This is a genomic window from Ensifer adhaerens (genome assembly GCF_020035535.1).
GTDB lineage: Bacteria > Pseudomonadota > Alphaproteobacteria > Rhizobiales > Rhizobiaceae > Ensifer.
Map to the genome: position 1 here is coordinate 455,455 of NZ_CP083350.1, position 23,301 is coordinate 478,755.

Below are 23,301 nucleotides of genomic sequence, written 5' to 3' on the forward strand. Positions count from 1 at the left end.
CCTAAGGACTATCCGATGATCAGACTTCTTTCAGTCAGGCTGCTTCAGGCCATCCTCGTGATGGTCGCGGTGACGGCCATCGCCTTCGTCATGTTCCGCTTCGTCGGCGACCCCGTCGCCTCGATGGTTCGCGAGGGCGCGACCCAGGCAGAAAAGGATGCCGTGCGCGCTGCGCTCGGCCTCGACAAGCCGGTAGTCACCCAGTTCGTCAAATTCGTAGGCCAGGTGCTGACCGGCGATCTCGGCACAAGCTATCGCTACCAGCAGCCGGTCACGACGCTGCTGCTCAGTCGCCTTCCCGCCACGCTGGAGCTGGTGATCGTTGCCACAGTGCTGGCCCTGTCGCTCGGCATCCCGCTCGGCGTGCTCTGCGCACTGAAGCCGCACGCCTTCTTCTCGCGACTGACCCAGTCAGCAACCCTCGTCGGCATCTCCATGCCCACCTTCGTCACCGGCCTGCTGCTGATCCTAGTCTTCGCCGTGAACCTCAGATGGCTGCCATCCTCCGGACGCGGCGATCTCGTCGATATCGGGTTCTGGCAGACGGGCTTCCTCTCGCTCTCGGGCCTGAAGTCCCTGATCCTGCCGTCGATCACGCTGGCATTGTTCCAGCTCACACTGATCATGCGGCTTGTGCGGTCCGAAATGATCGACGTCCTGTCGTCGGACTACATTCGCTTCGCCTTCGCGCGCGGCCTGCCCAAGACCTATATCTACGGCCGCCTGGCGCTGCGCAACGCATTGATGCCGGTCGTTACCGTCACGGGCCTGCAGATCGGCCAGCTCATCGCCTTCGCGATCGTCACCGAGACGGTGTTCCAGTGGCCCGGCATGGGCCTGCTGTTCACCAACGCCGTCGGTTATCCCGACGTGCCGGTGCTGGCCGCCTACCTTCTGTTCGTGGGCTTCCTGTTCGTGATGATCAACATGATCGTCGACATTCTCTACACCTTCATCGATCCGCGCCTGAGGACACGATAATGGCCACGCAATCCCTGATGCGCCGGCTTCCGCCGGTTTCCGTGATGATCGCCGGTGTGGTGCTCGTCGTCATGCTGATCCTCGTGATCTTCGCCCCGATGATCGCGCCGATGGACCCGCGCGACGTCTCGTCCTATTCGCTGATGGACATGGAGATTCCCCCTGTTTTCATGGAGGGCGGTGATTCCCGCTTCCTGCTCGGCACCGACAACCAGGGACGCGATCTCGTCTCCGTCATCCTCTTCGGCTTGAGGATTTCCGTCATCATCGGTCTCGGCGCAGTGGTCTTTGCGGCCGTACTCGGCGTCGTACTCGGGCTCATTGCCGGCTTCTTCGGCGGCGTTGTCGATGGCGTCGTGATGCGCATCGCCGATGTCTTCGTCAGCTTCCCGACCATTCTCGTCGCGCTGCTCATCAGCGGCATCGCCCGCGCGCAGCTTAGCGCCGATACGATGCTCGCCTGGGCGCCGCTGGTGCTGATCTTCTCGATCGCCATCAACGAATGGGTGCAATATGCGCGAACCGTGCGCGCCTCGACAATGGTGGAGATCGCGAGAGACTATGTGCGCGCCGCCAAGGTCATCGGCCTGCCGTCCGCCCGCATCATGGGCCGCCATATCCTGCCGAACATCATGAGTTCGGTGATGGTCATCGCCACGATCAACCTTGCCGGCGCGATCCTGACGGAGGCGACGCTCTCCTTCCTTGGTGCAGGCATGCCGCCGACCTATCCTTCGCTCGGCACGCTGATCCGCATCGGCAACCAGTTCCTGTTCTCCGGTCTCTGGTGGATCGCGGTGATGCCGGCGACGGTGCTGGTCATCCTCGTGCTCGCAGTCAACGTGATCGGCGACTATCTGCGCGACCACTTCAACCCGAAACTGATGGCGAGATGAGATGACCGAAACAACGCGCCCCGTCCTCGACATCCGCAATCTTCGTGTCGAGTATCCCCTGGCCAACGGCAGCACGCTGACGGCCGTCAAAGACATTGACCTCACGATCCGCCCCGGGGAAATCCACGCTCTCGTTGGCGAATCCGGCGCCGGCAAGACCACTGTCGGCAATGCGCTGATGGGTCTGCTGCAGGCACCAGGCAAGATCGCCGCCGGTTCGATCGTCATTGCCGGCAAGGAGATCAACCTTCGCACCGGTCGTACCGAGGGCATCGTGCCCGGGCGCGACGTCGGCGCGATCTTCCAGGATCCGATGACGAGCCTCAACCCGCTCTTCACGGTGGAAAGCCAGCTTTGCGAGGGCATGCTCACGCACCTGAAGCTTTCCGCCAGAGAGGCGAAGGCCCGCGCGCTGGAATTGATGAAGGCCGTCGGCATTCCGGAGCCTGAACGCCGGCTCGGCAGCTATCCGCACCAGCTTTCCGGCGGTCAGCGTCAGCGCGTGGTCATTGCCACGGCGCTTGCCTGCAATCCGCAACTGATCGTTGCCGACGAACCGACGACGGCGCTCGACGTCTCGGTGCAGGCCCAGATCCTCAAGCTCATCCGTGACCTTGCCGATGAGCGGGGCGTCGGCGTGCTGCTCGTCACCCACAATATGGGCGTCGTTGCGGAGATCGCCGACCGCGTCACCATCATGCAGAACGGTGCGGTCGTGGAAAGCGGCCCGACCCGTGAGGTGCTGACGGCACCCAAGGCGCCCTATGCCCGCACGCTGATCGCGGCCGTACCGCCGATCGATACGCGCCTCGATCGCCTGCCGGTGCCGAGCGAAGAAACGCAGGTGACGCTCGACGCGCGCGCTTCGGTGCGCCGCAAGAGTGCAAAGAGCGAGACCGGCAGTCGCGACGAGGTGGTGCTCTCGGTGCGCGATCTCGCCGTGGAGTATGGCGGGCGCGGCTTGCTTCGCAAGGCAGCGGCCTTCAAGGCCGTCAAGGGCGTCTCGTTCGATGTCCGGCGCGGCGAGATTTTCGGCCTCGTCGGCGAATCCGGCTGCGGCAAGACCACGGTTGCCAATACCATCGCCGGTCTCGTCACCCAGAGCGCCGGCTCCATCGATTTCCAGGGAACGGCGCTCGGCGCCCGACGCGAGAAATCGATCCGCCAGTCGCTTCAGATGGTGTTCCAGGATCCATACTCGGCGCTCAATCCGCGGCTGCGCATCAACGCTGCTATTGCTGAACCGATCCTCTTCTACAAGCTGGCCTCCAATGCCGAGGAAGCCCGGCAGGACGCCAAGACGCTGCTCGAAGCAGTCGGCCTTCCCGCCGACGCCGGCGCGCGCTTCGCGCACGCCTTCTCCGGCGGCCAGCGCCAGCGCATCGCCATCGCCCGCGCGCTCGGGCCGCATCCCTCGCTGCTCATCTGCGACGAGCCGACCTCGGCGCTCGACGTCTCGGTGCAGGCACAGCTCCTCAACCTTTTGAAGGATCTGCGCGACCTTGCCGGTCTTTCCATGCTGTTCATCAGCCATGACCTCGCCGTGATCCGCCAGATGTGCGACCGCGTCGCCGTGATGAAGGCGGGAGAGATCGTCGAGCTTGCGGATACCGAGACCCTCTTCACCACGCCGAAACACGAGTACACGCGCGAGCTTCTCCGCCTTGCCCCTTCCGTCGAGCGCATTCTGGGGCGGGAACTGGCTTCGGCCTAGCAGTGGCGGACATAGACCAATACGGATTTCCCGCATCTCGCCGGCCAGGGCCGGCGGGATCGGGGGCCGATCACCGACACCCCAGTCAGCATGCCGCTGGCCTGACTGGACTGATCGCCCTGGAGCTCATGCCCATCGCGAAAGATTGATGCGCCACCGCGCAAGTGCCCTCCGGGGCCTCAAAAACAAGAAGAATACGTAAAGGAAATACCCGATCATGCCCAAATCATCAGAGCCCACGACGGGCCGCCAATGGATGCTGCTCATTCTCGTCGTGCTGGTCGCCGTCAACCTTCGGCCGTTTCTCACCGCTCCGGGGCCAGTGCTGGCCGAGATCGTCGCCGATACCGGCATGGGATATGGCAGTCTGGCGCTGCTGACACTGCTGCCGATGATGCTGATGGGCGTGGGCGCCTTCATTTCCCCCTCGCTGCAGGCCATGATCGGCACGCGGCGCGGCATTCTCATTGCCATGCTGGTGCTGGCGGCCGGCTCTCTGCTCCGGCTCGTCGCACCGGGTGGCGTGGCCCTGGTCATGACGGCTGCCCTTTGCGGCGCCGGCGTCGCCTTTATCCAGGCCGCTTTCCCCGGGATCATTAAGGCTGAGTTTCCGCGCAGCATACCTGTCGTCACCGGCCTTTACTCCGCGGTCCTGATGGGTGGCGGCGCGCTCGGCGCACGGCTGACGCCATTCCTCGTCAGCACCGGCTACGGCTGGCGCCCGGCCCTTGCCTGGCTTGCGGCCCCCGCGATCGTCGCTCTCGGTGCCGCATGGCTGATCCTATCGGATTCGCGCAGCGAGCGACCGGACAAGGCTCTGACCGGCCGGCTGCTCCGCCGTCCCCGGACCTGGACGCTGATCATCGCCTTCGGGCTCGTCAACGCCGGTTACTCCTCCGCCGTCGCCTGGCTTGCATCCTATTATCAGTCACTCGGCTGGAGCAGCGGCGACAGCGGTAACCTTGTGGCGTTGATGGCGATCTGTCAGGCGGCTGGCGCCCTTGGCCTCCCAGTCCTGGCCCGCCACAACATCGATCGCCGCGCCTTCCTGCGATTGACACTGGCCATGCAGGCGATCGGCTTTGCCGGCCTTGCGTTCCTGCCGGAGGCAGCGCCCGCGATCTGGGTTGGCCTCTGCGGAGCCGGCCTCGGCAGCAGCTTCTCGCTGGCGATCGTCACCGCCCTCGACCACCTGCCGCGGCCGCAAGAGGCCGGCGTACTGGTGGCGCTGATGCAGGGTGGCGGCTTCCTGATCGCGTCGCTCGGCCCCTTTGCAACGGCGTTTCTGCACAACATCAGCGGCAGCTTCGCTCCCGGATGGACGCTGCATCTGGCCTGCGTTATCGGCGTGTTCTTCCTCTACATGCGCTTCAACCCGTCACGTTACGCGCAGGCCATGCAGTCGCCCGTCTGAGACATTGCCCTCGAAAGGGTGCGGCCTTGCCTCGCTTCGCGCGTGCTGGCCGCATCTTGCCGACCCACGCGCGGGCACGAAGGGCGCTTCCTGGCGCCTGACTTTTCGAGAACCGACTTTTGGGGTCGCCGCTGTTGCCGTGATCCAAACGCCAAATCACTGGACAGCTCGCCGATTTGTATGCAATTCGAAGAAATAATTGCGACGGCTTGGAGTGACCCGAATGGCAAAGAAAGAGAGCGAAGGAGGTGGCGGCCGCGCTCATGCCGTTCATCGCGTCCTGAAACGCGCGATCCTCGATCAGGCGCTGTCTCCGGGATCAAAGCTGCCCGAAGATTCGATCGGCGAACGATTGGGTGTCAGCCGAACCCTGGTGCGCGAGGCGCTGGTCCGCCTCAGCGAGGAGGGGCTGGTGGAACTGCGGCCAAACAGGGGCGCCGTGGTTGCACGACCGACGCTTGAGGAGGGCCGCAATCTGTTCCTGACCCGAATGGCGCTGGAACGGCTGGTGGTCGAGACGCTTTCGGGAAAACTCACGCGCGAGCAGATCGACGTTCTCTCGTCTCATATCGCCGCCGAGGAGGCCGCGAAGAAGGAGCGTGCTCAATCGATCCGGCTAGCCGGAGAATTCCATACGCTGCTGGCGCAGATGACGAACAATACCAGCCTCATCCGCTACGTGAACGAACTGGTCGCCCGCAGTTCCCTGATCCTCGCGCTCTACGGCCGGCCGCATTCATCGGAATGCGCCGTGTCGGAACACCAGGACCTGCTGGACAAATTGATTGCCGGCAAGACCGACGAGGCGGCGGCCCTCATGGCGCATCACCTCGATTCGGTGACGACCCGTGCACTGCTTCCGACCGACGGCGACAGAAACATCAAGGAAGTGCTCTCCGCCTACGCCGTGGCAGAGGGCCTGGCCTAGGCAAGGTGCGGCGCTGCCGGAGGATATCCGGGAGCCTTGCAGGCTGGTCCGGCGCGCGAGCCATCTCCTAGACATCGGGGCTATCGGCCCTTGCGTCACTTCGACTGTGAACGAGGCGGCCACTGCCGCCTCGCGATGACAAGCGCTGTCGTGGCACGCAAGCGCCCAACTCGTCAGGCTTCGCCAACCCCACCCGACACGAGACGCCCCTTGTGGAACGTCGCAGTTCTCGCCGGTACGCGGGCGACCGCCTCGGCCGAGCAGCTTGCTCCGACGAGCGTGAACGAGGCCTCGTCGCCGACGTTCGGCCAGGCGCGCTTGCCCTTGTCGTCGAGAGGCAGGATGCCTCCGGTGGCAATGGACATCGACCGCGAGAGGCGGAACTCGTCCGACCCGCGATAAAGCTGCGCGTAGAGATACGCCTTCTCCAGCATGTCGCCGCTGCCGAACGGCGACCAGTGGTCGATCACGCTATCGGTTCCGGTCATGACAAAGACCCCCTTCTCGGCCAGCTGCGGCAGGGGCATCACCAAACCGATCGGCACCGTTGAGGCAATCGAGATCTTTTGTTCCGCCAGCCGCGTGGCGGTCTCTTCCAGAGCCTCAGGAGCAAGCGTGCTCAGCGCGAAGGCGTGGCTAATCGTCACTTTTCCGCGCAGAGCGGGATTCTTCTCGACGGTGTCGATCATGTAGTTGACCGCGGCAACGCCGGCCGGGCTGGTTTCGTGCAGGTGGATATCCACCCCTTTGCCGGCATCGAGCGCGATCTGGAACATGGCGTCGAGCGATTTTTCCATCGCACCGTCGACATTCGTCGGATCCAGGCCACCAACATATTGAACGCCCATCTGCATCGCTTCGCGCATCAGGCCATCGACCTTGGAGTGAAGCAGGCCGTGCTGCGGGAAAGCGACGATTTCGCACACGAAATCATCGCGATGGTTTTCCAACGCCTGCTGCAGGTGTTCGAGGCTCTTGAGACCGCTGACCGGGTCGATGTTGCAATGGCTGCGGGCGGCGGTGCTTCCCTTGGACTGCAAAAGGGCGATCAGCCCCTCGGCGCGTTCACGCGAGGTCGGCAGCAACTGAGGCAGCAGCTTCTCTTCGAGCGCGATCATGTCCATGATGGTCTTGCCCTGACGCGGGCGCGGCGCCTGCCACGGGCCACCATAAAACGTCTTGTCGAGATGGATGTGCATATCGCGCATCTGCGGCAGCAACAGTTGCCCATTCGCCTGATAGCGCGGCACGCCCTCGGGCAGGTTCGCATTTTCCGGATGCAGAGCGACGATCGCGCCGTCCTTGATCTCCAGGCCGTAGAGCGCGGTCCGGGTGGCGACGACGACATCGCCGTCATATTCGAACCCTTCCTCCAGTCGCACGCCGGTCAGGATGTAATGGCGATCCGCGAGCGTCTTGGTGTTCGTCTCGCCGACGCTCTTGCCCGCGCTGGCCGATGCCTCGCGAACCGCCCCACCGGACAACCCAGCGACAGCGCACGCCGTGGTCAGCGACCCGGTGCGGCTCAGAAAGGTCCTGCGGCTTTGTGGTAGCATCTGTTCCAACATTATTGCCTCATCATGGATTGGTTAGAGCCGCCAATTTACCGAACGGCGGGACGGCATGGCAGCGACATTTGCCAATGCTGGCTATTCGATTTGCCAATGCGAGCGGACAACATCACGGCATTCACGAATAGCAAAGGGGTGCGCCCCGTCGCTACCGCCTGAGGTCGCAATACTCGATGAGACGTTCCGCCAGCGCCAGTGCTGCAGGGCTGGCATCGTCGCGGTAAAACAGCGCCAGTTCGAAGTCATCGACGGACGGCAGACGTTCAGCCGCGCCCAGCACGCGGTGGGAAGACAGCCGGCAGCTCGCGGGCAACAAGCTGACACCAAGCCCGGCAGCGGAGGCGGCAGCGAGCGCTGCCAGGCTGGCGCTGCTGTAGCTGATGCGCCAGCGAATGCCGAGGGTGTCGAGCACCTGACACAATTCCTCCCGATAGAGACCGTTGAGCGGGAACACAGCCAGGGGCACCGGCACCTGTTCGATCGCCGGGCGCACGAGACTGTCCAACCACAGCAAGGGTTCAGGCCTCGCCGCGCGCGGCTGTTGCTTGCGGCGCTGCTTGACGAGGATGAGATCGAGGTCCCCGTCCCGATAGGCGTGTTGCAGATCGGCGCTGAGCCCGCTCGTCACGTCCAATCGCAAGTGCGGATGCTGGCCGTTGAACGATGCCAGAAGATCGGCCGTCGGCACCATGAAGTCTTCGGGCATCCCCAAGCGCAGCACCCCGTCACGCCAGGGCCCGGCCAGGGCATCATGCGCCTCTTCGTTCAGCGCGATGATACGACGCGCATAGCTCAGCAACTTGACGCCCTCTTCCGTCAATTGCACCAGATGCGACGAGCGCTCGAAGAGCGCTTTCCCGAGCATTTCCTCCAGCCGGCGAATTTGCTGACTGACAGTCGACTGCGAAAGATTCACCCGCTCGGCGGCCCGGGTGAAGCTGTTGCATTCGCAAATGGCCACAAAGCTGAGCAACAGCTGGGGATTGAACATGGGATAGCGGTTCATTCGTCCCCCAAATGCACTGGAACCGATTGCTGGCGAGGATGACGGCTCCGAAATGGAGCGCAATCGTGCGATCCCCGGGAAGTCCACAGTTCACGCGTCGCGCTTTGAATGCGCTGAATTTATTACATTGTATACAATCTGCATGCAAAGAGAAAAGAGCCGGCGTCGCCTCGGGGGCGATGCCCGCCCTTTGCCTTCATCAGCCCGATAACCCTAGAGCTCGCCAAATATGGACCCGACGAGCTCATGAGGGATCGTCACGTTTGAGACGGAACTTAGCGCCTGCTACCATTCTCCAACGCAATGCTTTCCATCGGTTTTCTTAATTTCCGAACCGTCGAGAACAGTCCTATAGCCGGAGCCATGTCGCGGTCTCCGGTCGCGAATTGCGCAATGCGGCAGCGGCGAAATCCGCATTGACACCCCAGACGCCGCAACGAGCAGCCACCTCTCGCAAAAAGAGATCCAGCCCCTCGGCGACTGGCTGCCTGGAAAGGTGCGATGCAATGATTGAAGACCTTGAGGGCGCCATGCGTTCCGACACTATCGCGAGCGGGCGTTCTTCGTCATCCGCGCCTCGCGCCGGCTTCCTGGCCCGGATCGCGTCGTCCCTTATCCTTTATCCAGGCTACCGAAGACTCTGGATATCCAACCTTTTCTTCTTCGGCGGTGTCTGGACACAGACGCTCGTGCTCGGCTGGCTGGTGTTCGAGACCACCCGTTCGGAGTTTTCCGTCGCCCTCTTCACCGCGGCAAGGCTGGGCCCGATGATGTTCGGTCCGCTCGCCGGCGTGATCTCGGACCGCTTCGACCGGCCGAGGCTGCTTTTGGTTGCGTCAGGCTGGGCCTTTGCCGTCCTCAGCGCGATCGCGCTGCTGGTGGCACTCGACAAGATATCCTTCTGGGGCCTGGTCTTTGGTGGCTTCTGCATTGGCCTGGCGCAATCTCCGTCTCAGCCGGCACGTTTCGCACTGGTCGCCGATCTCGTCGATCGCGAAAAGCTCAGCAACGCCAATGCCCTGAACTCGCTTGTGCTGAGCATGACGCAGATGATCGGTCCGGCGCTTGGGGGGACGATGATCGTCGCATTCGGCGCTGCCTCGGCGCTCGCCATCTCCGCCTGCTGGTATCTCGTTTCGTTCATAGCGCTCTGGCCGATGCGGAACCTGAAGAACAGCCGCGAGCAGCATCGAGGAGAAGACTTCGCGAGCCTCGTGGCGGCAGGCTTTCGCACCATCTCCGGGAACGTCCTCCTTAGGTCCGTCCTGGGTGTCACGTTCTTGGCCAATATTCTGTTGTGGCCTATCTACCAGGGCTTCATGCCTGTTGTTGCCAAGGAACATCTGGGTCTGACGCCACAGGGGCTCGGCTTGCTGCTGGCATGCGCGGGCACCGGCAGCCTGGCCGGCGCCCTCGTCATCGCCAGCCTCGGGGACTTCCGCTACAAGGGCGGCCTCTTTCTGATCGGAACGGCGGTCTGGGGCGGCCTTTGGGCTGTCTTCGCACTATCATCCACGATGCCTCTGTCGTTTGTTCTCATGGGGCTCATCGGATTTTCGGCATCGCCGTTCGGTGTCCTGCAGACCACGCTCATGCTCATGATGACGGAACCGCACGTGCAAGGACGCGTGATGGGCATTCAGGAATTGACGATCGGCGTCATGCCGGTTTCGAGCCTGGTGCTCGGCTCCGCGGCAGAAATCGTCGGCATCGCCAATGTCGCGCTGATCAGTGGCACGTTGCTGGCCATTTCGCTTGCGATCCTCGCTCTGCGCGTCCCGGAACTGTTACACTACAGCGGCCACAACAACTAAACGCGCCAACGGAAGCTTGTCCTCGCGATGAAATATCGCGGAGCGCGCTTCCGTTGAAAGCGCGATGCGCTCAGCCGTACTAGGCGTCAACGGGATCGGCGGCTGGCAGCTTCCACGAATGCGTCAAAGACGCGTGCGCCCGGATGGCTTTCAGCGTCCAGCATCTCCGGGTGCCATTGAAGCCCCATGGCAAAGGACTGCGAGCCGATCTCGATCGCTTCGACCACTCCATCCGGGGCCCGGGCGGCAACGGTCACAGCGTCGGATACCTCCACGATCGCCTCGCGATGAAACGTGTTCACGGCGAATGTCTCGGCGCCGAAGATACCAGCCATTCTGGTGCCGGCGACGACGCGGACGTCATGCGAGAAATTGGCCTGGTCGTGGTTGAGCGCTGCGGGCCACGACGAATGGACATCCGAAACCATCCGGCAGCCGTTGAGGCAGCCGAGCATCTGCATGCCGTTGCAGATGCCGAGCACAGGCTTGTCGCGCGCAAGGAAGCTTTCCATCAATGCCACATCGACGGCAAGGCGATCCGATGGCGGGTACTGGGATTGGTCTCCTTCGACATACCAGCTCTTCGGAAAATTGATGCGGCCGCCGACGCTTAAGAACCCATCAAACTCCTCGACGACCTGCTCGACGAGATCGGGAATATACGGGATGCCGAAGGCAAAGGCGCCGGCGCGGCGGATCGCGGAGAAGTAATTCCTCGAGGTGTCGTAACGTCCGCCACCTGAACTGGTGTTTTCATCCATGATCACGGCGATCTTCGGCATGCTTTTCATCGGGTTCATCCTAGATTTCAGAGATTCCACGCTCGAACGTCGGCCAACCTAGCCTATCCTTGCGGCAGGGCGGAACCGGGCTTCGCTGACCGCGTCCCCGGACTAGACCAAAGCCATCCGAACCCTATGGTTCCCGCCGATCTCGATCAGTTCGGATCGAACAGGGGCGGTAAAGACATCCGGCGCGGTGCTGCCATCGGAAACGAAGCGGCGGCCGGCAAGTTGCGGCACGTTGGCGTCGCTCCCCTGCATGGCCGCCGGCTTCAGCGCCGCATCCGGGTCAGGAATGGCGGCGATCAGGCGGCGCGTGTAGGGATGGGTGGGCGCCTCGAAGATCTCGCGCCAGCCGCCCTCTTCCACAACTTCGCCGAAATACATCACCAGCACCCGGTCGCTCATATGCTCCACCACGCTCAGATCGTGGCTGATCATCAGATAGGAGAGGCCGAGTTTTTCCTGAAGGTCGAGCAGGAGGTTGATGATCTGCGCACGGATCGACACGTCGAGGGCCGAGACCGGCTCGTCGAGCACGACGATCTCAGGCTCGAGGATCAGCGCGCGGGCGATGCCGATGCGCTGGCGCTGGCCCCCGGAGAATTCGTGCGGATAGCGCCCTGCCTGTTCGGGCGTCAGGCCGACATTCTTCAGCATCGCCTCGATGCGGCTCTCAATTTCCGAAGCGGCGGTGATGCCGTGCAGCCGCAGCGGTGCGGCGAGCGAGGTGCGCACGGACTGGCGCGGGTTGAGCGAGGCATAGGGGTCCTGGAACACCATCTGCACCGCTTTCGCCCTGTCCATCCGGTGCGGCGCGCCGGCTCCCGCGAGCGGCTGACCGCGATAGCGGATCATGCCCTCGGTCGGCTCCTGCAGTCCGAGGATGGAAAGAGCCGTCGTCGATTTGCCGCAGCCGGACTCGCCGACGATCGACAGGCATTCGCCCTTGGCGAGTTCGAAGCTGATGCCGTTGACGGCGTGGAGCGTGCGCCGTCCTTTGCCGAGCAAGCCACCGCCGGAAATCGGGAAACGAACGTGGAGATCATCCACCTGCAGCAGCGGAGCGGTCATGTCTGGCTCCCTTCCAGTTCACGTGGCGCGATGAAGCGGCTCTCGGTCAGCCTCGAGCGATCGGCGATGATGCTGTCGATATCGACGAGCCGCTGCCGCCCATGTTCGCTGCGGCTGCCAAGGCGCGGCAGTGCGCCGAGCAAGCCGCGGGTATATTCATGCCGCGGGCTTTCAAAGAGCGCCCGCGTCTCGTTTTCCTCGACAAGGCAACCCGAATACATCACGCCGACGCGCTGGCAGATGCTGGCGATGACGCCGAGGTCGTGGCTGATGAAGAGAACCGCCGTGCCGCGCGCCGCGCAGAGTTCCTTGATGAGGCGCAACACCTCGGCCTGTACGGTCACATCGAGTGCCGTCGTCGGCTCGTCGGCGATCAAAAGGTCCGGACTGCAGGCAAGCGCCATCGCGATCATCACGCGCTGGCGCAGTCCGCCGGACATCTGATGCGGGTAGTTCTTGGCACGGCGATCCGGGTTGGGCACGCGGACATTCCCTAGCGCCTCGACAGCGAGCTTTTCAGCTTCCGCCCAGCTTTTTCCCTGATGCAGCACGAACATTTCCGCGATCTGGCGTCCGACCGTCGAAAGCGGGTTCAACGCGGTCATCGGTTCCTGGAAGATCATGGCGATGCGATTGCCGCGCAGGCGCCGCATTTCACGCTTCGGCAGCGCCAGCAGGTTCTGCCCCTTGAACAATATCTCGCCACCGGTAACGGCGAGCGGTCTTTTCAAGAGCCCCATGACAGCGAGCGATGTGACCGATTTTCCGGAACCGGACTCGCCAACGAGACCATAGGCTTCGCCGGGCATGATCTGGAAGGAGACGCCCTTGAGCAGCGGATGGTGACTGGAGCGGCCAAGCGAAACGCCGAGGCGCAGGTCCCTGATGTCGAGAAGCGGCTGAGTCATGGCTTGCGCGTCCTCATATGCGGATCGAGGCTGTCGCGCAGTCCATCGCCGAGAAGGTTGAAGCCGAGCACCGAGAGGAAGATGGCAAGGCCGGGGAAAAGCGCCGCCCAGGGCGCGAGCTGGATGAGCTGGCGGGCGTCAGTCAGCATCGAGCCCCAGCTCGGGAACGGCGGCTGGATACCGAGCCCGAGGAAGGAGAGTGCCGCTTCCGACAGCACTGCCGACCCCATGCCGAGCGTCGCCATGACGAGGATCGGCCCCATCATGTTGGGCAGGATCTGCGTGAACATGATGCGCAGGTCACCATAGCCGAGAGTTTGGGCCGCCTGCACATAGCCCTGCGATTTCAGCGAAAGCGTCGAGGACCGGGCGATGCGGCAGGTCCAGCTCCAGTTGGTGAGGCCAAGCGCGATCAGCAGCGACGGCAAGCCTGGGCCGAGCACAGCCATCACGGCGAGCGCGAAGATCAACGAGGGGATGGCGAGCATGACGTTGGTCAGACCGTTCACCAGATCGTCCCACCAGCCGCCCCAGTAACCAGCGGTCATGCCGAGCGTGACGCCGATGATCGAGTTGATCACCTGCGATACGATACCGACGGTCAGCGAGATCTGCGCGCCGTAGAGAATGCGGGTATAGACGTCCCGTCCCTGCCCGTCCGTGCCGAACCAGAAGGTGGCGTCCGGCGGCAGTTCGGAGTTCATCAGGTCCGCATCGAGCACCGGGTCGAAGGGCGCGATCCAATGGGCAAGGACACCGGCGAAGATGACGAGCGCAGTCAGCGTCGCGCCGAGCCAGAAGTTGAAGCCGAGGCGCACGGGCGTCACTCCTGCTTGATGCGCGGATCGATCGCGGCATAGACCAGATCGACGGCGGTGTTGATGATCAGGAACCACAGCACGATGACGAGGATCGTGCCCTGCACCACGGGAATGTCGCGGATCGCCACGCTATCGACCAGCAGCGAACCGATCCCGGGCCAGGCGAAGAGCTTTTCGATGACGACCGCTTGGCCGATCAGCGAACCGAACTGCAGACCGATGGTGGTGACGATCAGCACCAGCGCATTGCGCGCCACATGCCAGCGCACGACCTTCGCCTCGCTCATGCCCTTGGAGTGGGCGGTGCGGATGAAATCGGCGTTCAACACGTCGAGCACGCCCGCCCGCGTGGTGCGCGCGAGCAGCGCCAGCGGCGTGACGCCGAGGGTCACGGCCGGCAGGATAAGGTTCCGCAATGAGCCGTCACCATAGCCGAAACTGGGCAACCAGTTCAGTTGCAGCGCAAAGAGATACATCATCAACAGGCCGAGCCAGAATTGCGGCATGGAAAGGCCCGAAACCGCACCGATCATCGTCACGGTGTCGAGGATCGAACCGGGCCGGAGTGCGGCGAGAAAGCCGAGCGGCACGCCGACGACAATGGCAAAGACCATGGCGGCGACGGCAAGCTGAAGCGAGGCACCCATGCGGTCGTTGATGAGGTCGATGACCGGCTGGCGCGTGCGGAAGCTGGTGCCGAGATCAAACCGCGCGAGATCCGTGACGTAGGTCACGAAGCGCTCCATCAGCGGTTTGTTCAGACCGAATTCCTCGTTGAGACGAGCGATCATTTGCGGATCGGCGGCACGTTTGCCGTCAGCAAAGAGGCTGGCCGCGAAGGTACCGGGAACGACGGAGAAGATAACGAAGATCAGCAGCGCCACCACGACGATCGTCGGGACGACCTGCAGAATGCGGCGCAGGGTAAAACGAAGCATGAGCGGTTCCATTTTGGCCACCCGGATGGGTGGGACAACTGATGTGTGGGGCGGCCGAAGCCGCCCCGAACCTCTCAGGGCTTATTTGCGTGCGTCCGGAGCCGTATCGTCGATCCAGATTTCGTCGTAGGGCTGGACCGCCAGTTCCGTCGCGTTCGGAACAAGGCCGTGGATCCATGGCTGGTAGGCCATGACTGCCTTGTTGTAGTTGAAGAACCAGACTGGCGCATCGTCCTGCACGATGTTGTTGGCCTGGCGGAGCAGATCGCTCTGCTTGGCCGGGTCGCGTTCCTGCTGGGCCGCCTCATAGAGCTTGTCGAAATCCGGGCTCGAATAGCTTGCGTAGTTGCAGGCCGATTGCGCCGTCTTGGAATAATAGCAACGCAGCGCATTCAGCGGATCAGGACCGGACAGGTTCGACCAGATGAAGGCCTGGAAGTTGTTCGACGTTACGGCGTCGCCAAGGGCCGAGCTTTCGACCGGCTTCGGCTTCACGGTGATGCCGACCTTCTTCAGCATCGGCAGAATGGCTTCCACGATCGGCACGCCCCAGCTTTCGTTCGGGCTCGCCGTCACTTCGAATTCGAAGCCATCGGCATAACCGGCTTCGGCCAGCAGAGCCTTCGCCTTGTCCGGATCAAAGGCGTAAGGCGCCTTGTCCTTGTCGAAGGCAGGCGAAGACAGCGGCAGCCAGCCTGAAGCGGGGTATGCCTTGTTCTTCACGAGCCTTTCGATGATCAGCGGCGCGTTGATCGCATGGTTGATCGCCTGGCGGACCCGCTTGTCCTTGAACGGTTCGAAGGCCGGGTTGAAGCCGATGTTGCGCGTATAGACCTCGGCGACTTCGAGCAGGTGATCCTTGAGGGCTTCCTCACCCTGATAGGCCTGGTACTGGGTCGGACCGAGGATCGAGACGTCGATTTCCTTGTTGCGGAAAGCCACGTCGCGCGCGGCATCCTCGGCCATCAGCACGATGTTGATGCGGTCGAGGTAGGGCTTGCCCTCTTCGTAGTACTTGTCGAACTTCTCGACGACGACCTGCGAACCCGGCACGTGCTCCCTGAAGACGAAGGCGCCGAGGCCGACGGGGGTCTTGGCGAAGCTCGATTCATCCTCGACGTTTGACGGATAGATCACCGTCGTATTCTGCATCAGCGGGAAACCGGGATTGATCGGTCCGGTATAGGTGATCTCCAGCGTGTGGTCGTCGATCTTCTTGAGACCGGAAATCTCCTGTGCCTTGCCGGCAATGAACTCTTCCGCGCCCTTGATGACGGCGATGTAGCTCGCGCCCGGGAACGCGTTCTTCGGGTTGGCGATGCGCTTGTAGCTGTAGATGATGTCGTCAGCCGTCAGCGGCTTGCCGTTGTGGAAGACGGCGTTGTCGCGCAGGTGATAGGTGTGCACCGTGCCGTCGTCGGAGACCTCTTCCGAGCTTGCCAGTTCCAGCACCGGCTTGTTCTGGATCGAATCCCAGCTGTAGAGCGCGCGGTGGATGGCCTGGGTGATGAATTCTTCCTGCGTGTTCGGGCTTGCCTGCACGTCAAGCGTGGCGAAGCTCGAACCATAGGGTGCGGTGAAGACGAGCGTCCCGCCGTGGCGTTCGCCGGCGGCCAGTGCCCCGGTAGCCACGCCGAGGCTGAGCATTGCGGCCAGTGTCAATCTTTTCAGCATGCTGTTTTCCCTCTCGTGCCGTTTTCGGCTTTGTGTTGGTCAGTCCGGCAGGCCGTCAGCGCGCGTCATGCACGACGCGGCCTGCAAGCAGGGTCATCAGGCAGCGTGTGCCTGAGAGGATGGTTTCCGCCGGCGCTTCCAGCAGGTCGTTGTCGAAGACCGCAATGTCGGCCCATTGGCCCGGCACCAGTCTGCCCTTCACGCCCTCGGCCTTCTGCGAATAGGCGCCGTACTCCGTATAGGCCTGCAACGCTTCCTCGCGGCTCAGCTTCTCCGTCTCCACCATCACGGTGCCCTTGCCGGTCTTGCGCGTGATCATGGCGTGAAGGTTCGGGAAGGGATCGGGCGAGCAGACCGGCGAGTCCGAGCCTGTCGAAGGTTTGAGACCCATGCGCATCCAGGTGCCGATCTGGTAGGACGCCTTGCCGCGTTCCTCGCCAAGCACGGAAACGTAGCTGTCGCCGAAATCGTGGATGAAGGCCATCTGCGGTGCCGGCAGGATGCCAGCCGCCTTCATGCGTCGATCTTGGTCGGGGCTCGAGAAGCCGCAATGCTCGATGCGGTGACGCCGATCCGGGTCGGGCTTGGCGGCCAGCGCCTTTTCATAGGCTGTGACCAGCTGCTCGATCGCACCGTCGCCGATGGCGTGGCAGGCCATCTGATAGCCCCGATCGTGGCAGGATTTGACGATCGCCTCGACGTCGGCATCCGGCAGCATCTGCACGCCGATATTGTCGGGCTCCCCCTGATACGGTTGCGTCATCCAGGCGGTGCGCCCCCCGGCCGAACCGTCGAGAAAGATCTTCACCGCGCCGACGCGCAACATGTCGTCGCCCGCGCCGGTAATGAGCCCTGCACGCCAGGAATCCTCGACGATCGAGACACCGGGATCACCCAGCAGCGTCAGCCAGACGCGCACCGGCAGCCGACCCGAAAGCTTGGCCATCTCATAGGCCTGGATTTCTGCAAAGCCGGCGAGTTGACCGACCGCCGCATCCATGCAGCTGGTTAAGCCGAGCGAGAGAAGATAGCGTCCGGCCCGTTCGATGCCGTCGATCAGTTCCTCGGTCGTCACCTCGGGCATAGCGGTCTTGATGAGGTTCTGCGCGTTTTCCGCGAGGAACCCGTTGAGGCGGCCATCGGTGGTACCGATCACGCCGCCATCCGGCACCGGCGTCGCCTCCGTCACGTCGGCCAGACTGAACGCCAGCGAATTTGCGATGGCGACGTGGCCGCAGGCGCGCGTCAAAAGCACGGGATGATCCGGAACGGCGCGGTCGAGCTCCTCGCGGGTCGGATGCCGGCCGACATCGAGCTTGACCTGGTCATAGCCCCGCGCCCGCACCCAGTTGCCCTTCGGTGTCGCGGCGGCGCGTTCGGCAAGCTTTTCCAAAAGGGCGGCAAGCGTCGGCGCGGCGGCAGGCGTCGCATCGACCCATCCCATGGTGATGCCGGTGGAGATCAGGTGAAGATGGTTGTCAATGAGCCCGGGGCTGGCGAAACGACCTTCGAGGTCGATGACCTCGGTGTGCGGACCCTTGAGGCTCAGCATATCGGCGTCGCTGCCGGTAGCCAGAACCTTGCCCTGCCAGATGGCTAGGGCCTCGCTGATCCCCTCCTCCCTGCCCCGCCAGATGCGGCCATTGCGCAGGATAAGATCAGCGTGAAGCTGGAAGGCCATTAACAATCCCCCTTTTGTTATCAGCCTGATTTCGTGAGCCTCCTCGCTGCCTCGAAATCAGAACTGTTTGCCTTGGGCGCAACGTGGAAGGTTTGTTGGGGTTTGGCTAATTCGCTTTTAGCAAAGGCTGATGCAATATCGGCATAGCGATTTCTTTCCAACAACTTATGATCCCCCACAACCATAAAGCACAAGGGAGCGGGCATGGAGATCAAGTGGCTGGAGGACTTCGTGACGCTCGCCGACACGTGGAGCTTTTCGCGCGCTGCCGAATTGCGCAACGTGACTCAGCCTGCCTTCAGCCGCCGCATCAAGCAGTTGGAGGGCTGGCTCGGAGCAACGCTGATCAGCCGCGCCACCATGCCAGCGGAACTGACACCGGCCGGTCGCAATTTCCTCCCCATTGCGCAGGAGGCGATCCGAACCTTCTACGCGGCACGCGAGTCACTGCGACCGTCTCACGAAGAAGGCCTCATCCGCTTCGCCGCGCTCCATACGCTGACGGTAACGATCTTCCCGCGCTGGCTCAAACTCCTGGAGAAGTCTGGCGGCGCCTTCAGCACCTCACTGATGCCCGACCGCGGCGGCATCGAGGCCAATCTCGACGCCCTCATCGGCGACGAGGCGGATTTTTTCCTGACCTATGCGCATTCGGAGGTGCCGTTCCATCTCGACCGCGGACAGTTCTCGTCATTGACGATTGCCCATGATCGGCTGATCCCGCTCGCCGCCGCAAACGTCTCCATTCCCGGTGGCACACTGCCGGGGCTGCACATCCTCGACCGCGCCGTCGCACAGCCGCGGCTCGCCGTTCCCTATCTGAGCTACGGGTTCAATTCCTTTTTCGGCGTCGCCCTGTCGCGCCTCATGCTCCGTCGCCCGCCCTTCCGGCGCCGCACGACGCATGAAAACACGATCAGCGCCGGGCTGATGAACATGGCGGTGACGGGCGCCGGCGTCTGCTGGCTGCCAGAGAGCCTCGCGCGCGACGTGATCGAGGCCGGAGACCTGGTACCCGCCTCCGCGGACACGGGCTGGAATCTCGACCTCGAAATACGCCTCTATCGCCACGCCGCGATGCGCAGCCGGAGGGTCGAAGACCTCTGGCACACGGCAAAGCTGCTGCTGGAACGCGAGCCCGCCTGATCAGGCCTTCAGGAAGACCAGCGCGCGCAGGATCTCCGCAAAATCCGCATGCTTGAAGGCGACGGCGCGAGGACCGTGCGCGTAGGCACCGGGATACCAGCCGGCACGATAGGCATCTGTCGGATTGTTGAACTCGATCACCACTTCGTAGCGCTCGGCCCTGGACGGCAGCACCTGAGCGAAATCGCCGGCAAGCGCTTCTGCCACGCCTTCGCGAATAAGCCGGCGCGACCAAGCAGGCGAGATCGACGTGGTCGAACGACCTTTGCCCTCCAGTGTTTCCACGGACTTCAGCCCCGGCACCATCGCCCGCGCCTCAGAGCAAATGCCGGCATCGCCGGCAAGGAAGACCGACGGTACGCCGTAACCGGCAGCACAGAGCGCGTTGACGGTGAATTCCGAGGCGACCTCGCCGTTCAGAAGCAGGCGCGAGATGCGCATGGTGGAGGTATGGGCGAGCGGATTTGCCTCGCTGCCCGCCTTGGAGTGGTAGCCCGTATAGATCGCGGCCGCGAAGCCGGCATCGAGGCCGAACATCATCGCATCCGGATGGCCGGACCAGCCGCGCACGATGCGGACATAGTCCGGCAAGCGGTCGAGGATGAGGTTGCGGCCGCTGTCATGGGCGTCTTTCACCACGACTTCGGTCGCACCCGCAGCGCGCGCGCCCTCGCAGGCAGCGACCACCTCGGCGGTCATCAGGGCGCGAAATTCGGTCCAGTCGGCATGGGTGCGCTCCGCTTCGTCCCATTGCGCGATGCCTGCGGTGCCTTCGATGTCAGCGGAAATGAAGACTTTCATGGGTGGGTTCCTCTATCGGTCAATCGGGAAAAGCGGGATAGATGCGGTCGTTTCAGGCAGGCATCGCGAAGGCCAAGCAGAGCGCGTTCGGCGCAGCCGACGACCACGGGGCTTTAGCGGCCACTTGGGCAAGTTATCGGCGAGGCGCGTCTGACTGGTGATCGGCGATTTGCATGTCGTTTGGACGGAACATTGGTGCAGCTCGCCGCCACAGGCCAATTCAATTTGGGCAAAACTCCATGCAAAAATCGCCTAAGTCCTGAGAGTTCAATTGGTTATGGATACCCCCTGACGAACAGACGCGCGCGCGGTCGGTAGCGCGGAGCTCTCTGCCGTTGCCAAGTCGGTGGCATCACCACACTCAGGTCTAGAGAAGCTCACCCATCGACTGCAGGAGCCGATCGATCTGATCAGTCGTGTGCTCGGAAAACACCGCAAGCCGCATGGTCGCGACATCTGACGCGTCGGAATAACCGCCAGGCTGCTGCACCCTGACGATGATATCGCGCTCCGCCAGACGATCGCGCAGCTGTTCGAGGTCGGTGACGCCCTTGATGGTGACGATCGGCACCGGCGTGTCGGCAACGTCGAACCCGAGGGTCCGCAGTCCGTTGCGCATATGCTTGACGTTGCGAACGAGGTTGGCGCGCTTTTCCGGAGTCGCCTGCAGAACGCGCAACGATGCGGCAGCAGCGGCTGCAAGACCCGGTGGTGCCGGCGAGGCCCCACGCATGATCATGGCATTGCCCGCGATCTTGGCCGCCAGATCCGCACTACTGGGAACGATGCCGCCAAGCGCGCCGAACGCCTTGCTCATCGTGCCCGCGAGATAGTTGCCGTCGCCTTCGAGCCCCGCATGCTGCAGCGATCCGCGGCCGGTCTCACCAAGAACGCCGACGCCGTGGGAATCGTCGATGCAGAGCAGCGCGCCATCATAGGGGGCCATGGCCTGCCGGTAATCCCCAAGTGGCGCCAATCGCCCGGACGACGGAAAGACGCCGTCGGTCAGCACCGCCGGCCGCTCGCCCGCCTTCACATGCAGCGACAGTTGTGCAGCAAGGTCCTCTGGATCGGCATGCCGAAATTCATGAACCCGCTTGCCGAGCGTCGGGATTGCGTCACGGGTGCTGTAATGCGTTGCGGAATCCATGAGGATGACATCGAATTCGCCGCGCAGCCCCTGCAGCAACACCATGGGGCTGGTGTAGCCGGAGATCATGTAGACGACCTCCTCCGTGCCGAACCAGTCGCGCAACCGCTCCTGCAAATCGGCATAGACCTGCATATGGGCGAGTGTCCCCGGCCCCATGCCGTAGCGCCTCGTCGCTTCGCAGGCCGCCTCGATCACCTCGGGGTGGCCATGCAGGCAGAAGTACGACGTACCGCAATAATAGTCGACCTCGCGCCCGCCGATGAACATGCGGGCGCCAAGAGGTGACTCCATCTTGATTGGAGCGGTCATGGTTGGGTCACGCCGCTTCGGCCTGGGACGGGCTGCGCCGCTCCAGGAACATCGGCCCGACGCGGATGCCGCGCTTGCCGTTGTCGTCGACGGCGTCGAGTTCGAGGATCTCGTCTTCGTAAAGCCGCCCATGCATGCGGAAGCGCCCCTCTTCGACCGGCTCGCAGGTGTGCGTGCAGAAGTACTCGATCAGGCACTTCAGGCCGCCATGGCTGTAGGTCAGGTAGGTGATGTTGAAGTCCGGCCCGTATTCGCCGAGATGCGGCGCAATAGCGTCGGGCACGGTCTCGTCGTCGGGCGTCTCTATCCGTGTCCAGCTTGTATCCCGCCAGACGAGCTTGCCGGCTTCCGGGAAGGAGAGATTCATGTGGGCGTAGTCCGCGCCGCGCCCGTAGATGCGACCGTCGATGACGAAATCGTTGCCGGCAACCGGACGGATCCGGTGCGGAACGCCCTCGCCCATCAGGTAGATCTTGCCGTCCTTGGATTTGACCTCGACGATCTCCTGCGTGGCGTCGTCGCGGTAATAGCCCGGCAGGGTCTTGAACTGCGCCTCGGGGATCTCCGGCGGACGCTGTGTCCGCTCCGGCATCTTGCCCATCTTGCGTTCGGCAAGAACGATGCGCACGCCGTCGACGCCGAGCCGCGAGGCGATCTGGTTGGCGAAATCAAGGGTCGCAAAGATAAGCACGCCGACGCCGGCGGCAGGCAGAAGCATCATCTGCGAAGCATAACCGTAGACGGCGCCACCATGGCCGACCGAGGTCCAGCCGTCGACGTCGCCGGAACCAAAGCACAGGCCATACCCGTTGAGTGTCTTGTCATGGCCGGCCGGACGTTTGCCGAACGGCGTCCACATCTCGCGCAGCGATGCAGGCGAGATGATCGAATTGCCTTCAGCATCGAAGCCGCCGCGCAGCAGGCACTGGGCGTAGCGTGCCATATCGCCCGTGGTGGAAAAGATGTTGCCGGCCGGCGAGCCGCCCAGGCTGAACACCGGCGCCGGCGTATCGCCGTCGAGCGTCCACATGTCGGCCGGCGCAAGCCGCTCGCGAATGCCGGGCGCCATGCCGCAGGAGGAACTGTCCATGCCAAGCGGTTTCAGGATATTGGCAGCGACATAGTCGGAATAGCTCTGGCCGGTGACGACCTCGATCACCCGGCCGACGACGGCGATGCCGGCGTTGGAGTAGTGCATCACCCCGAGGCTCGGATCCTGCTTCAAGGTCGAGCTCGCAAGCTCGTCGACGGTGTCCTCCAGCGGAGGACGGGTTGCGTCGAGATAGTGGCCACTCTTCGGTTCGCGCACGAGCCCGGCCGTATGGGTCATCAGCTTGCGCAGGCTGATGACCGAGCCGTAGGGCCCGCCCTCGGCGCCGGCGAACGGGTTCACCGGCTTGAAACCGGGCAGATAGGTCGAGACGTCGACATCGATATCGACAAGGCCCTTTTCGACCAGCTGCATGATCGCGAGCGACGTGAAGGTCTTGGTGATCGAGCCGATACGGAAGCAGGTGTCCTTGCCCATTTCGAAATGTCGGTCATGGCGCTGGACATGGCCTTCGGCAAGCACACCGTCGCGGTCGACGAGGGCGTAGGAGATCGACGGGATCGCCTTATCCTCGACCTCGTACCGGATCAGATCCTCGAACAGCTCGATGGAAGCAGCAGACAGAGAGGACATGGAAAA

Annotated in this window: 19 protein-coding genes; 7 read left to right on the forward strand and 12 right to left on the reverse strand. The window is 63.2% G+C overall.

From position 1 onward, the window contains the following. The first annotated feature begins 15 nt into the window (after positions 1-15). From LAC81_RS22505 to LAC81_RS22525, 5 genes are all read left to right on the forward strand, one after another. Complete coding sequence (locus tag LAC81_RS22505; protein WP_223729404.1) at positions 16-981, forward strand: ABC transporter permease; 966 nt, start codon at positions 16-18, stop codon at positions 979-981. Next, a complete protein-coding gene (locus tag LAC81_RS22510) occupies positions 981-1,877 on the forward strand; it encodes an ABC transporter permease (protein ID WP_113541236.1) in 897 nt (298 codons plus the stop codon). The genes LAC81_RS22505 and LAC81_RS22510 overlap by 1 nt, the downstream gene beginning before the upstream one ends. A 1-nt stretch (position 1,878) precedes the next feature. Further along, positions 1,879-3,591, forward strand: coding sequence for a dipeptide ABC transporter ATP-binding protein (locus tag LAC81_RS22515; RefSeq protein WP_223729405.1), 1,713 nt, complete (start codon positions 1,879-1,881; stop codon positions 3,589-3,591). A 217-nt stretch (positions 3,592-3,808) separates the two neighbouring features. Next, complete coding sequence (locus LAC81_RS22520; RefSeq protein WP_223729406.1) at positions 3,809-5,005, forward strand: cyanate transporter; 1,197 nt, start codon at positions 3,809-3,811, stop codon at positions 5,003-5,005. Positions 5,006-5,228: 223 nt separating this feature from the next. Further along, positions 5,229-5,933 (forward strand): GntR family transcriptional regulator, encoded by a 705-nt coding sequence (locus LAC81_RS22525; RefSeq protein ID WP_113541239.1) that lies wholly within the window; start codon positions 5,229-5,231, stop codon positions 5,931-5,933. 173 nt (positions 5,934-6,106) lie between these two features. Here the strand turns inward: LAC81_RS22525 and LAC81_RS22530 are convergent, their stop codons facing one another. Continuing rightward, positions 6,107-7,501 (reverse strand): amidohydrolase family protein, encoded by a 1,395-nt coding sequence (locus LAC81_RS22530; RefSeq protein WP_223729407.1) that lies wholly within the window; start codon positions 7,499-7,501, stop codon positions 6,107-6,109. A gap of 151 nt (positions 7,502-7,652) precedes the next feature. Continuing rightward, entirely contained in the window at positions 7,653-8,510 is an 858-nt protein-coding gene (locus tag LAC81_RS22535) for a LysR family transcriptional regulator (RefSeq protein WP_223729408.1), read from the reverse strand. A gap of 506 nt (positions 8,511-9,016) precedes the next feature. Between LAC81_RS22535 and LAC81_RS22540 the strand changes: the two genes are divergently transcribed. Then, positions 9,017-10,324 (forward strand): MFS transporter, encoded by a 1,308-nt coding sequence (locus tag LAC81_RS22540; RefSeq protein ID WP_223729409.1) that lies wholly within the window; start codon positions 9,017-9,019, stop codon positions 10,322-10,324. An 86-nt stretch (positions 10,325-10,410) separates the two neighbouring features. On the opposite strand, the gene LAC81_RS22545 is transcribed toward LAC81_RS22540, so the two are convergent. The 7 genes from LAC81_RS22545 to LAC81_RS22575 form a co-directional block, all read right to left on the reverse strand. Next, complete coding sequence (locus tag LAC81_RS22545) at positions 10,411-11,115, reverse strand: gamma-glutamyl-gamma-aminobutyrate hydrolase family protein (RefSeq protein ID WP_223729410.1); 705 nt, start codon at positions 11,113-11,115, stop codon at positions 10,411-10,413. Positions 11,116-11,217: 102 nt separating this feature from the next. Next, positions 11,218-12,180, reverse strand: a complete 963-nt coding sequence (locus tag LAC81_RS22550) for an ABC transporter ATP-binding protein (protein ID WP_223729411.1) — start codon at positions 12,178-12,180, stop codon at positions 11,218-11,220. After that, a complete protein-coding gene (locus LAC81_RS22555; RefSeq protein ID WP_223729412.1) occupies positions 12,177-13,088 on the reverse strand; it encodes an ABC transporter ATP-binding protein in 912 nt (303 codons plus the stop codon). The genes LAC81_RS22550 and LAC81_RS22555 overlap by 4 nt, the downstream gene beginning before the upstream one ends. Next, positions 13,085-13,906 (reverse strand): ABC transporter permease, encoded by an 822-nt coding sequence (locus tag LAC81_RS22560; protein WP_034794912.1) that lies wholly within the window; start codon positions 13,904-13,906, stop codon positions 13,085-13,087. The genes LAC81_RS22555 and LAC81_RS22560 overlap by 4 nt, the downstream gene beginning before the upstream one ends. Before the next feature lie 5 nt (positions 13,907-13,911). After that, positions 13,912-14,847 carry an ABC transporter permease gene (locus LAC81_RS22565; protein WP_223729413.1) on the reverse strand — a complete coding sequence of 312 codons (936 nt, stop codon included), beginning with the start codon at positions 14,845-14,847 and terminating at the stop codon, positions 13,912-13,914. Between the two features lie 81 nt (positions 14,848-14,928). After that, positions 14,929-16,521, reverse strand: a complete 1,593-nt coding sequence (locus tag LAC81_RS22570; protein ID WP_223729414.1) for an ABC transporter substrate-binding protein — start codon at positions 16,519-16,521, stop codon at positions 14,929-14,931. A gap of 55 nt (positions 16,522-16,576) precedes the next feature. Next, entirely contained in the window at positions 16,577-18,202 is a 1,626-nt protein-coding gene (locus tag LAC81_RS22575; RefSeq protein ID WP_223729415.1) for an amidohydrolase, read from the reverse strand. Positions 18,203-18,406: 204 nt separating this feature from the next. On the opposite strand from LAC81_RS22575, the gene LAC81_RS22580 reads away from it, so the two are divergent. Continuing rightward, positions 18,407-19,348, forward strand: a complete 942-nt coding sequence (locus LAC81_RS22580) for a LysR family transcriptional regulator (RefSeq protein ID WP_223729416.1) — start codon at positions 18,407-18,409, stop codon at positions 19,346-19,348. Here the strand turns inward: LAC81_RS22580 and LAC81_RS22585 are convergent, their stop codons facing one another. The 3 genes from LAC81_RS22585 to LAC81_RS22595 all read right to left on the reverse strand — a co-directional run bounded on the left by LAC81_RS22585 (position 19,349) and on the right by LAC81_RS22595 (position 23,295). After that, positions 19,349-20,149 carry a M55 family metallopeptidase gene (locus LAC81_RS22585; protein ID WP_223729417.1) on the reverse strand — a complete coding sequence of 267 codons (801 nt, stop codon included), beginning with the start codon at positions 20,147-20,149 and terminating at the stop codon, positions 19,349-19,351. It abuts the gene before it with no gap. 367 nt (positions 20,150-20,516) lie between these two features. Then, positions 20,517-21,611 carry an aminotransferase class I/II-fold pyridoxal phosphate-dependent enzyme gene (locus LAC81_RS22590; protein WP_223729418.1) on the reverse strand — a complete coding sequence of 365 codons (1,095 nt, stop codon included), beginning with the start codon at positions 21,609-21,611 and terminating at the stop codon, positions 20,517-20,519. Positions 21,612-21,618: 7 nt separating this feature from the next. Next, a complete protein-coding gene (locus tag LAC81_RS22595) occupies positions 21,619-23,295 on the reverse strand; it encodes a serine hydrolase domain-containing protein (RefSeq protein WP_223729419.1) in 1,677 nt (558 codons plus the stop codon). Between the last annotated feature and the right edge of the window lie 6 nt (positions 23,296-23,301).